Annotated in this window: 11 protein-coding genes; all 11 read left to right on the top strand. The window is 59.6% G+C overall.

All coding sequences use genetic code 11. The features are described 5' to 3' along the window. The first annotated feature begins 337 nt into the window (after positions 1-337). The 11 genes from QOY30_RS05505 (at position 338) to QOY30_RS05455 (ending at position 12,074) form a co-directional block, all read left to right on the top strand. Positions 338-1,501, top strand: a complete 1,164-nt coding sequence (locus QOY30_RS05505; protein ID WP_283743630.1) for a hydrogenase small subunit — start codon at positions 338-340, stop codon at positions 1,499-1,501. Beyond that, entirely contained in the window at positions 1,498-2,472 is a 975-nt protein-coding gene (gene hybA, locus QOY30_RS05500; protein ID WP_283743629.1) for a hydrogenase 2 operon protein HybA, read from the top strand. Before QOY30_RS05505 ends, hybA begins: the two co-directional genes overlap by 4 nt. Before the next feature lie 10 nt (positions 2,473-2,482). Then, complete coding sequence (gene hybB, locus QOY30_RS05495) at positions 2,483-3,655, top strand: Ni/Fe-hydrogenase cytochrome b subunit (protein ID WP_283743628.1); 1,173 nt, start codon at positions 2,483-2,485, stop codon at positions 3,653-3,655. Positions 3,656-3,678: 23 nt separating this feature from the next. Then, positions 3,679-5,382 (top strand): nickel-dependent hydrogenase large subunit, encoded by a 1,704-nt coding sequence (locus QOY30_RS05490; protein ID WP_283743627.1) that lies wholly within the window; start codon positions 3,679-3,681, stop codon positions 5,380-5,382. Beyond that, positions 5,382-5,873, top strand: coding sequence for a HyaD/HybD family hydrogenase maturation endopeptidase (locus QOY30_RS05485; protein WP_283746032.1), 492 nt, complete (start codon positions 5,382-5,384; stop codon positions 5,871-5,873). The genes QOY30_RS05490 and QOY30_RS05485 overlap by 1 nt, the downstream gene beginning before the upstream one ends. Positions 5,874-5,881: 8 nt before the next feature. Next, a complete protein-coding gene (locus tag QOY30_RS05480) occupies positions 5,882-6,109 on the top strand; it encodes a HypC/HybG/HupF family hydrogenase formation chaperone (RefSeq protein WP_283743626.1) in 228 nt (75 codons plus the stop codon). Between the two features lie 203 nt (positions 6,110-6,312). Next, positions 6,313-6,993: a GntR family transcriptional regulator gene (locus QOY30_RS05475; protein ID WP_283743625.1), complete on the top strand. Its 681-nt coding sequence runs from the start codon at positions 6,313-6,315 to the stop codon at positions 6,991-6,993. 106 nt (positions 6,994-7,099) lie between these two features. After that, positions 7,100-7,993, top strand: a complete 894-nt coding sequence (gene prpB, locus QOY30_RS05470) for a methylisocitrate lyase (protein WP_283743624.1) — start codon at positions 7,100-7,102, stop codon at positions 7,991-7,993. A 26-nt stretch (positions 7,994-8,019) separates the two neighbouring features. After that, entirely contained in the window at positions 8,020-9,168 is a 1,149-nt protein-coding gene (gene prpC, locus QOY30_RS05465) for a bifunctional 2-methylcitrate synthase/citrate synthase (RefSeq protein WP_283743623.1), read from the top strand. Positions 9,169-9,249: 81 nt separating this feature from the next. Next, positions 9,250-11,856 (top strand): Fe/S-dependent 2-methylisocitrate dehydratase AcnD, encoded by a 2,607-nt coding sequence (gene acnD / locus QOY30_RS05460; RefSeq protein WP_283743622.1) that lies wholly within the window; start codon positions 9,250-9,252, stop codon positions 11,854-11,856. Next, positions 11,853-12,074, top strand: a complete 222-nt coding sequence (locus tag QOY30_RS05455; RefSeq protein ID WP_349496705.1) for a 2-hydroxymuconate tautomerase family protein — start codon at positions 11,853-11,855, stop codon at positions 12,072-12,074. The genes acnD and QOY30_RS05455 overlap by 4 nt, the downstream gene beginning before the upstream one ends. Positions 12,075-12,078: the final 4 nt, after the last annotated feature.

Raw genomic sequence — 12,078 nt, 5'->3', positions numbered from 1 at the left:
TAAAGATTTCTTGACGTAATTTTATCACTACTGAAATTCTGACCATATAAGCAGCACTACAGATGTTGCTTGTGCACGCTGTTTTGAGCCATACGGATTTAATCAAGTAAAACAATCGCGTAGTAATTACCTCAAGCAATTCTCCTGTAAAGATCATTTCCGCTTCATCCCGAATACGGTTACTACGATTACTCATAATCGACTGATTTTTTTGTCGACCCAATGTTAAGTAACTGTTAACCCTGCTATTGATAGTGTTGGCATGCTCCTTGTTAGAGAGAAGAGCAATGAACGTTTCTGATTTCATGTGACGCATCGAAAACAAGGGGTTGAGGTTATGAACGAGAACAGCTTTGAAAACGACGAAAGCATGCTGGCACTGGAAAAACGCCTGGGCATCTCGCGGCGCAGTTTCCTGCAAATGTGCGCTGCCATGGCCGCAACCATGGGCTTGCCCAAAGGCGCGGAGGCTGCGATGGCCAAGGCAGTTGCCACCAAAAAGCGCCCCTCGGTGATCTGGCTGCACTTCCAGGAATGTACCGGCTGCACCGAATCCTTATTGCGTGCCGAACATCCCACGCTGGAAAAACTGATCCTCGACATCATCTCCCTCGACTATCACGAAACGCTGTTTGCAGCAGCCGGCCACCAGGCCGAAGCAGCGCGCAGGTCAGCGATGAAGGCGAACAAGGGCAAATACATACTGGTCGTGGAAGGTGCGATCCCGACACGGGACAACGGCATCTACTGCAAGATAGGCGGACAAACTGCAATTGAAATGTTGAAGGAATGTGCCGCCGATGCGGCAGCAGTCATCGCCATCGGCAGTTGTGCTTCCTGGGGCGGCATGCCCTCCACACCGCCCAACCCCACTGGCGCCATGAGCGCAGGCGAGGTTCTCGGCAAAGTGATCCCCAACATTCCCGGCTGTCCTCCCAATCCCTACAACTTCCTTTCCACCGTCGTGCACTTCCTGACCTTCGGCAAGCTGCCCGAAGTGGACGATTTCGGCCGTCCCAAGTTCGCCTACTCGCGCCTCATCCATGAGAACTGCGAACGCCGCGCGCACTTCGATGCAGGCCGCTTTGCGCTGGAGTTCGGCGACGAGGGGCACAAGAAAGGCTACTGCCTGTACAAGCTGGGCTGCAAAGGGCCGGAGACGCATGCGAACTGCCCGGCGATCCTGTTCGGCGACGTGGGCAATGCCAGCTGGCCTGTCGGCACGGGTCACCCGTGCATCGGTTGCACCGAGAAGGGTATCGCTTTCGCCAAACCTATCCATGCGCTGGCCGAACTGAAATCGGTGCGCCCGCCTGCAGGCTTCCCGGGCATCATCGAAGATCAGGGCAAGGGCGCAAGCACCGGCGCGCTGATCCTGGCTGCGGCAGTCGCCGGAGCGGCTGCGGGCGCAGGCGCGATGATGGCGAAGAACCTGGGCAAGAACGTCAAGCTCGACGAGGGCGACGCGCACAAGAAGCAAGAGGAAAGGAACCCATCATGAGCATCAGCCGGCGCGATTTCCTTAAAGGAGCGCTGGCCGGGGGCTCCTTGCTTGCAGCGGGTGCGCCAGCCGAGGCGCGCGAAAACAAGGTCATGCCGGGCGAGGCACTGGGGCTTCTGTACGACAGCACGCTGTGCATCGGCTGCAAGGCTTGCGTCTCCGCCTGCAAGGAAGTCAACGACATGCCGCCGGAGTTCTCCACGGAAGATCATCTGTGGGATACCCCGCTCGACATTTCCGGCAAGACGCTCAATGTGATCAAGGTCTACCAGAACGGTACCGCAGAGAACAAGGACAGCGAGAAAGACGGCTTCGCGTTCATGAAGGTGTCGTGCCTGCACTGCGCCGACCCGTCCTGCGTGTCCGCATGCCCGGTATCGGCGATGACCAAGGACCCGGTCACCGGCATCGTCGGCTACGACAAGGATGTGTGCATCGGCTGCCGCTATTGCGTGGCTGCATGCCCGTTTGGCGTGCCACGCTTCCAGTACGACAAGGCGATTCCACAGATCAGCAAATGCCAGTTGTGCCGCCAGCGCATTCCCGAAGGCAAGTATGCCGCCTGCGCGCAAGTGTGCCCGACCGGCGCGACGCTATACGGCAAGGTCAAGGATCTGCATGCCGAAGCGCAACGCCGGGTAGCGATGAAGCCCGGCGAATATGCAACCTTCCCGCGCGGCAACATCAACACGCACGACCAGTCGCCGCACACGGCCAAGGCGGCGAAATATATCCCGCATATCTACGGCGAGAAGGAAGTCGGCGGTACCCAGATGCTGAAGCTGGCTGCCGTGCCTTTCGACAAGCTGGGCATGCCGACGCTGCCCGACCAGTCGTTCGCATCCAAGTCCGAAACCCTGCAGCACACGCTCTACGGAGGATTGATCGCGCCGCTGGCTTTCCTCGGTGTGCTGTCCTTCGTCGCCAAGCGCAACGTCAAAAATGACGATGACGCCGACGAAAAGAAATAAGGAGATATCGATGTCCGCATCCCACAAACATCCCGCTCCTGCCCCGCTCGGCGGTTCGTTCGTCACGACGACCACAAAGATATTGGCGGCGCTGGTGGCGATCGCCGCAGTGATCCTGGCGTTTCGTTTTATCTTCGGCCTCGGCGCGGTAACCAACATCAACGACGGCTACCCCTGGGGCATTTGGGTGGTGTACGACGTGGTGATCGGCTCCGCGTTTGCCTGCGGCGGCTATTCGGTAGCCCTGCTGGTCTACATCTTCAACAAGGGCGAGTACCACCCGATGGTGCGCCCCGCTCTGCTGGCCAGCCTGTTCGGCTACACGCTGGCCGGTGCCGGCGTGATGCTGGACCTCGGCCGCTACTGGAACTTCTGGCACATCTTCTGGCCCGGCTATGCGCAGGTCAACTCGGTGATGTTCGAGGTGGCCGTGTGCATTACGGCCTATATCGTCGTGATGTGGATCGAGTTCTCGCCCGCCTTCCTCGAAAAATTCGGCATGAAGAACGTCAAGCGCAAACTGAACAAGTTCCTGTTCCTCATCATCGCGCTCGGCGTTCTGCTTCCGTCCATGCACCAGTCGTCGCTGGGTTCGCTGCTGGTGGTGTTCGGCTACCAGATACACCCGCTGTGGCAGACGATGCTGCTGCCGCTGCTGTTTCTGATGACGGCACTGGCCATCGGATTTGCGGTCGTCATCTTTGAAGCATGCCTCTCCTCTTCCGGCTTCAAGCGTCCGCTGGAAATGCAATTGCTGGGCAAGTTGTCCAAAGTGATGCTGTGGATGCTGACGGCTTACCTGATCGTGCGCTTTGTCGACCTGATCGTGCGCGGCGCGGTCGGCAGCATGTTCGAGTTGCGCATCGAGGCCCTGATGTTCTGGATAGAGAACGCGCTGTTCATCGCGCCGCTGGTGATACTGGCGAATCCCAAGTCGCGCAGGAACCCGTCAAAACTGTTCATTGCTGCCGTATGCCTGATGCTGGCCGGCTTCCTGCTGCGCATCAATTCCTTCCTGGTCGGTTACGAGACCGGGCCGGGCTGGCATTACTTCCCGTCGGTGCCGGAGATCATGGTTTCCATCGGCATGATCGCGCTGGAGATACTGGGTTACATCGCGCTGGTGCGTTACCTGCCGATCCTGCCCGGAACAACCGAATCCGCAATTGCAGGCAACAAGTAGTCAGAACAATCAGGAGAATTTAAATGGGCAAAAGAATTACGATCGATCCTATCACCCGCATCGAAGGCCACCTGCGCGTCGATTGCGAAGTGAACAACGGCAGAGTCTCCAAGGCATGGGCATCGGGCCAGATGTGGCGCGGTGTCGAGACGATACTTCTGGGTCACGATGCCCGCGACGCCTGGGCGATCACCCAGCGCATCTGCGGCGTGTGCACCACGGTGCATGCGATCACTTCGGTACGCGCGGTAGAGAACGCGCTGCAGATGGAAGTGCCGCTCAACGCACAGTACATCCGCAACATGATCATCACCGCCCATGCCATCCACGACCATATCGTGCACTTCTATCACCTGTCTGCGCTGGACTGGGTGGACGTGGTTTCCGCGCTCAAGGCTGACCCGGCGAAGACCACAGCGCTCGCCGGAAGCCTGTCCAGTTGGAACGGCAACAGTCACCAGGAATTCACCAAGGTGAAGGAACGCCTGAGCGGTTTCGTCGGCACCGGCCAGCTCGGCATCTTCACCAACGGTTACTGGGGCCATCCGGCGATGAAGCTGTCGCCCGAAGTGAACCTGCTGGCCGTCACGCATTACCTGCAGGCGCTGGAGATCCAGCGCTACGCCACCAAGATCGTGAGCATCCTCGGTTCCAAATCGCCGCATATCCAGAACATGGCCGTGGGCGGCGTTTCCAACCCGATCGCGCTGGATTCGCAGTCGGTGCTGACCATCGAACGCCTGCTTGCAGTCAAGGAGTGGATAGACAAGCTGGGCGACTTCGTGAAGAACGTCTACCTGGTGGATGTCGCCGCGATCGGCGCGTTCTATGCCGACTGGACCAAGATCGGCGCCGGCGTGACGGATTACCTGTGCGTGCCGGACCTGCCGCTCGACACCAAGGGCACCACGTTCGCCCTGCCCGGCGGCTACATCAAGGGTGGCGATCTGGGCAGCATCAAGCCGATCAAGTCGTTCAATGACGCTTACTTCCGCGACGGCGTACAGGAAAGCGTCAAGCATTCCTGGTACAAGGGTGGCAAGGGCGCGCTGCACCCGTACAAGGGCGAGACCGAGCCGAACTACACCGACTTCCAGGACGACGGCAAATACTCATGGGTCAAATCGCCCACCTTCTACGGCAATCCCGCGCAGGTCGGCCCGCTATCGCGCGTGCTGGCGATGGCGGCACAGAATCACGCTCCAACACTGAAGTACCTGAACGGCGTGCTGGACACTGCCGGTGCGCTGGCCAAGACCAAGATACCGCTGGCCGCGGTGCACTCCACCATCGGCCGCCACGCAGCACGTGCCGTCTCCTGCGCAGTGCAGGTGGACGAACTGGCGAACCAGTGGAATCTGCTGGTGGAAAACATCGGCAAGGGCGATACCGCCACCTTCAACAAGCCCGTATTCCCCAAGGGCGAGGCCAAGGGCGTCGGCTTCCATGAGGCCCCGCGCGGCGTGCTGTCGCACTGGGTGGTGCTCGAGGACGGCAAGATCACCAACTACCAGTGCGTGGTGCCGACCACATGGAACGCCGCGCCGCGCAATGAAGGCGACGTGCCCGGCCCGTATGAGGCGTCGCTGCTGAATACGCCGGTGGCCGATGCGGAGCGTCCGCTCGAAGTGTTGCGCACCGTGCACTCGTTCGACCCTTGCCTTGCTTGCGCCGTGCATGTGCTGGATGCCGAAGGCAAACCGGTGGTGCAGGTGAAGGCGCTGTGATGCGCATCATCGTGCTCGGCGTCGGCAACACCCTGCTCTCCGATGAAGGCATCGGCGTCAGGGCGATCGAAAAATTGCAGCTCGACTACAACCTGCCGCCCGAGGTCGTCGTCATCGACGGCGGCACCACGGGTATGGAAATGCTGGAAGACCTGTCGAACGCCGACCACATCATCATCATCGACGCGGTACGCGGCGGCAAGGCACCGGCTTCCATCATCCGGCTGGCCGACGAGCAGGTGCCGGTGTTCTTCAAGACCAAGCTGTCGCCGCACCAGATCGGGCTGTCGGATGTGCTGGCCACGCTGGCATTCATCGGCGAGCAGCCCGGCGGCGTCACCGTGATCGGCGTCGAGCCCGTATCGCTGGAAACCTCCATGTCTCTCTCGCCGCAAGTGGAAGCGCGGCTGCCGGAGCTGATGGATCTGGTCGTCACGGAATTGCGCGAGCTGGGTGTGGCAGTCAAAAACAATATGCGGAAGGCGGCATAACCATGTGCATGGCGATCCCCTCCCGCGTCGTGGCCCTCTCGGGCGAAATGGCCACCGTGGAATGCTTCGGCGAACAGCGCGACGTCAGCCTGATGTTGATGGATGGTCCATTGGCGTTGGGTGACTACGTGCTGGTGCAGGCCGGCGGCTTTGCTTACGAACGCGTCACTCCCACCAGGGCGCAGGAAACACTGGATATTTTAAGCGCAGTAATCGGGCAGCCTGCAGCAGCATAAGTTTTTACCTTCCCCTTGGGGCCGACCTTATGGTCGGCTTTTTTTGTCTTATTTTCAGCAACAAAGACCACTTTTACGATCTCGCCCAAGGTTGAAAACGCCTCATTAGCCGGCAAACTTGTCGACATAATCAAAATTACTTGCACTATTTTTAGCTCATAGTGCTAGTATTCATTCAGATTGTCGACAATCGGAGATTTTCGATGTTACTCAAAGTACCAGAACAAGGCACCCTTGCAGACGTTGCAGCCCACCGGCTGGCACACAGCATTGTCACAGGCGAGCTGGCCCAAGGGCAGAAGTTGAACGAGGCAGAGCTGGCCGAAAGCTTCGGCATGGGGCGCGGCCCGTTGCGCGAGGCCCTGCGCCACCTGGAAGGCATGCGGCTGGTCAAGCGTATCCCCAACGTCGGCGCACGCGTGGTGGTGCTGGACCGCAAAACACTCTCCGACCTCTACGCAGTGCGCGAAGCACTGGAAGGCATGGCCTGCCGCATTGCCGCAGTGCAAATGACCGACGACGAGATCGCCCAATTGAGCGCCCTGCTAGACAGCCATGAAGAACAGATCAAGCAGGATGGCGGCAAGGTCTACTCGCAAAGCGAGGGCGACCTCGACTTTCACTACCAGATCGTGCGCGGCAGCCGCAACGAGATGCTGATGCACCTGCTCGGCAGCGAGCAATACCAATTGCTGCGCATGTGCCGTTACCGCACCAGCCGCAATGCCCAACGTACACGCCCCGCGCTGCTGCAGCACCGCCAGATCGTCGATGCACTGGCACACCGCGATGGCGAACTGGCCGAGTTACTAATGCGTCGCCATATCCAGGGCGCATGGCGCAGCATCAGTGAAATGATAGATAAAGAGGAGGAGGCAGCATGAGCAGTAAGCAGGGGCCCCGCACAGCGGGGATGCGAACGTCCGCGAATACTGCCGGACTCCGAAACACAGGCCACAAAAATCCACTACCCAACAATGAGGAGTCAGCATGAAGCAAGTCACCCTAACACCCGGGCAGAAGTTGCGCCGCGCAGTCGAAGAGAACCATCCCCTGCAAGTCGTCGGTGCCGTTACCGCCTATTGCGCCATCCTGGCGCAGAAGACCGGACACAAGGCGCTGTACCTTTCCGGCGGCGGTGTTGCAGCTTCCTCGCTCGGCATTCCTGATCTGGGCATCACCACACTGCATGACGTGTGCGAAGACACGCGCCGTATCACCGCCGCGAGCGATCTGCCGCTGCTGGTGGACATCGATACCGGCTGGGGGGGTGCCTTCAACATCGCCCGTGCAACACGCGAAATCGCGCAGGCCGGCGCTGCCGGTTTCCACATCGAAGACCAGGTAATGCAGAAGCGTTGCGGCCACCGTCCCAACAAGGCCATCGTGCCGCTGAGCGAGATGGTGGACCGGATCAAGGCTGCCGTGGACGCACGCACCGATGAGAGCTTCGTCATCATGGCGCGCACCGACGCGCTGGCCGTCGAGGGTATGCAGTCTGCCATTGATCGCGCGCAAGCCTGCGCCGAAGCCGGCGCCGATATGATCTTCCCGGAAGCGATGACCAAGCTGGAGCAATACACGGAATTCACCAAGGCCGTACATGTACCGGTGCTGGCGAACATCACCGAATTCGGCGCGACGCCGCTGTTTACTACAGAAGAACTTTCGGGCGTTGGCGTCAAGCTGGTGCTGTATCCGCTCTCGGCCTATCGCGCCATGAGCAAGGCGGCACTGAACGTGTATCAGCACATCCTCAAGGATGGCACGCAACAGAACGTCCTGGGCGAAATGCAGCCGCGCATGGAGCTCTACGATTATCTCGGCTATCACGCATACGAGCAGCAGCTCGACCGCCTGTTCGCCGAAAAAGGCAGCGATTAATACATTTTAACTTCGAGGAGAAAAGCATGGCAGAAGCAAGCGTTTTACCCAAGCCCAAGAAATCCGTTGCCCTTTCCGGCACGGTTGCCGGCAACACGGCGGTTTGTACCGTTGGCCGTACCGGCAACGATCTGCACTATCGCGGCTATGACATTCTGGATTTCGCGGAAACTGCAGAATTCGAAGAGATAGCGTATCTGCTGATCCACGAAGCGCTACCCAACGCTGCACAATTGGCGGCCTACAAGAAAAAACTCAAATCGCTGCGCGGCCTGCCGCCGGCAGTGAAGCAGGCACTGGAAGCGATCCCCGTGAACGCACACCCGATGGACGTGATGCGCACCGGCTGCTCCGTTTTCGGCACCGTTGAACAGGAGCCGGAAGCGCATGACCCGAAAGTTGCACGTGATCTGCTCGACCGCATGCTGGCCAGCTTCGGCTCCATGCTGGTGTACTGGTTCCACTTCGCCAACAGCGGCAAGCGTATCGACGTGGAAACGGACGATGACTCCATCGGCGGCCACTTCCTGCATCTGTTGCACGGCAAGAAACCCAAGGATTCCTGGGTTCGCGCCATGCACACCTCCCTGATCCTGTACGCGGAGCATGAGTTCAACGCTTCCACCTTCACTGCGCGCGTCATCGCGGGCACCAACTCCGATCTTTACTCCTGCATCACGGGTGCGATCGGCGCATTGCGCGGCCCCAAGCACGGTGGCGCCAACGAGGAAGCGTTCCGCATCCAGAACCGCTACAAGAACGCGGATGAGGCCGAGGCCGACATCCGCGCACGTGTCGAGCGCAAGGAGATCGTCATCGGTTTCGGTCACCCGGTCTACACCATTTCCGATCCGCGCAATGAAGTGATCAAGCGCGTAGCGAAACAGTTGTCCGAAGAGAAAGGCGACATGCGCCTGTTCGACATCGCATCGCGCCTGGAAAGCGTGATGTGGGAAACCAAGAAAATGTTCCCCAACCTGGACTGGTTCTCTGCCGTGTCGTACGCCATGATGGGTGTGCCCACCAACATGTTCACGCCGTTGTTCGTCATCTCGCGCACCACCGGCTGGGGCGCACACGTGATCGAGCAACGTGCCGACGGCAAGATCATCCGCCCGAGCGCGAACTACATCGGTCCGGACAACATGCCTTGGGTACCGCTGGCAAAGCGTTAACAATAAAAGACAGGGCGACTTGACCAGTCGCCCTTTCCAGCACCCGCATCAAGCTCGTACACGTTCTCACAGAAGGACACTATGAATACCCAATACCGTAAGCCTTTGGCCGGAACCAAGCTGGACTACTTCGACACCCGGGCGGCAGTCGAAGCCATCCAGCCCGGCGCTTATGCCAAGCTGCCCTACACTTCCAAAGTGCTGGCAGAACAACTGGTGCGCCGCTGCGAACCGGAAGCATTGACCGATGCGCTGAAACAACTGATCGAACGCAAACGCGACCTGGATTTCCCGTGGTATCCCGCCCGCGTCGTTTGCCACGACATCCTCGGCCAGACCGCCTTGGTAGACCTCGCCGGTTTGCGTGACGCGATCGCCGAGCAGGGTGGCGACCCTGCATTGGTCAACCCGGTGGTACCGACCCAGCTGATCGTCGACCACTCGCTGGCCGTGGAAGCTGCCGGTTTCGACAAGGATGCATTCCGCAAGAACCGCGAGATCGAAGACCGTCGCAACGAAGACCGCTTCCACTTCATCGAGTGGACCAAGACTGCGTTCAAGAACGTTGACGTGATCCCAGCCGGTAACGGCATCATGCACCAGATCAATCTGGAAAAGATGTCGCCGGTGATACAGGCGCGTGACGGCGTTGCCTTCCCCGATACCTGCGTGGGGACCGACTCCCACACCCCGCACGTCGACTCACTGGGCGTGATCGCCATCGGCGTCGGCGGTCTGGAAGCCGAAACCGTCATGCTGGGCCTCCCTTCCATGATGCGCCTGCCTGATATCGTTGGCGTCAAACTGGTTGGCAAGCGTCAGCCCGGCATCACGGCCACCGACATCGTGCTGGCGCTGACCGAGTTTTTGCGCCGGGAAAAGGTGGTCGGCGCCTGGGTCGAATTCTTCGGGGCAGGCGCGGACAGCCTCACCATCGGCGACCGCGCGACCATCTCCAATATGTGCCCGGAATACGGCGCGACGGCGGCGATGTTCTACATCGACGCGCAAACCATCACCTACCTGAAACTGACCGGCCGCGAACCCGAGCAGGTTGCCCTCGTGGAGAACTACGCCAGGACCACCGGCCTGTGGGCGGATCAGATGGTTGCCGCCGATTACGAGCGCGTGCTGGAATTTGATCTGTCCAGCGTGGTGCGCAACATGGCCGGCCCATCCAATCCGCACCGCCGTCTGCCGACGTCCGCACTCCACGAGCGCGGCATTGCGGACGAAGCAAAACTTGCGGCAGGCAAGACCGAAGAGGCGCAAGGTCTGATGCCGGATGGTGCCGTCATCATCGCCGCCATCACTTCCTGCACCAACACCTCCAACCCGCGCAACGTGGTTGCAGCTGCTTTGCTGGCGAAGAAAGCCAACGCGCTCGGGCTGGTTCGCAAGCCCTGGGTCAAGACTTCTTTTGCGCCCGGCTCCAAAGTCGCCGAGTTGTACCTGAAGGAAGCGGGCCTGCTAACTGAACTGGAGAAGCTGGGTTTCGGTATCGTCGGATTCGCCTGCACCACCTGCAACGGCATGTCCGGCGCACTCGACCCGAAGATCCAGCAGGAGATCATAGACCGCGACCTGTACGCCACCGCCGTGCTGTCCGGCAACCGCAACTTCGACGGTCGTATCCACCCGTATGCGAAGCAAGCCTTTCTGGCTTCGCCGCCGCTGGTGGTCGCTTACGCGATCGCGGGTACTGTCCGCTTCGACATCGAGCAGGATGCGCTGGGCACCGACAAATCCGGCAAGCCGGTCACGCTGAAAGACGTCTGGCCTTCCGACGAGGAGATCGACGCCGTCGTTGCTGCTTGCGTGAAGCCGGAACAGTTCAAGCAGATCTATCTCCCGATGTTCGATCTTGGAGTGATTGAAGCGGCGAAGAGCCCGTTGTACGACTGGCGTCCGCAGTCCACCTACATCCGTCGTCCGCCGTATTGGGAAGGCGCGCTGGCCGGCGAACGCACCATGAAAGGGATGCGTCCGCTTGCAGTACTGCCGGACAACATCACCACTGACCACCTGTCACCTTCGAACGCGATTATGGCCGACTCTGCTGCCGGTGAATATCTGGCGAAGATGGGCCTGCCGGAAGAGGACTTCAACTCCTATGCGACACACCGTGGTGACCACCTGACCGCGCAACGCGCCACCTTTGCCAACCCTCAACTGATCAACGAAATGGCAGTGGTTGACGGTAAAGTGAAGCAAGGTTCCCTCGCCCGTGTGGAGCCGGACGGAAAGGTGATGCGTATGTGGGAAGCCATCGAGACCTACATGGGTCGCAAGCAGAACCTGATCATCGTGGCGGGTGCCGACTACGGCCAGGGCTCTTCGCGCGACTGGGCGGCCAAAGGCGTGCGGCTGGCCGGTGTGGAAGCCATCGTTGCCGAAGGTTTCGAGCGTATCCACCGTACCAATCTGGTCGGCATGGGCGTGCTGCCGCTGGAGTTCAAGGCGGGCGATACCCGCAAGACCTACGCCATCGACGGTACCGAGATCTATGACGTGGAAGGCGACATCGCTCCGCGCGCGAACCTGACTGTGATCATGCACCGCAAGAATGGCGAAACGGTGCGCATTCCTGTCACCTGCCGTCTGGATACCGCCGCTGAAGTACGTGTCTACAATGCGGGCGGTGTACTGCAACGCTTTGCGCAGGACTTCCTCGAAGGAGCAGCATAAATGGAGAGCAAACTATGCCTTACGTGAACATCAAAATTACCAATGAAGGTGTGACCAAAGAACAAAAGCAACGGTTGATTCAAGGGGCGACGCAACTACTGGTTGATGTACTGGGCAAAAACCCAGCCACCACTGTGGTGGTGATTGATGAAGTCAATACTGACAACTGGGGCATCGGTTTTGAACAAGTCACCGAGTTGCGCAAGCGCTCTGCATAAAGTG

Source organism: Sideroxydans sp. CL21, assembly GCF_902459525.1.
GTDB lineage: Bacteria > Pseudomonadota > Gammaproteobacteria > Burkholderiales > Gallionellaceae > Sideroxyarcus.
This window is presented reverse-complemented; position numbering and strand designations above follow the sequence as displayed.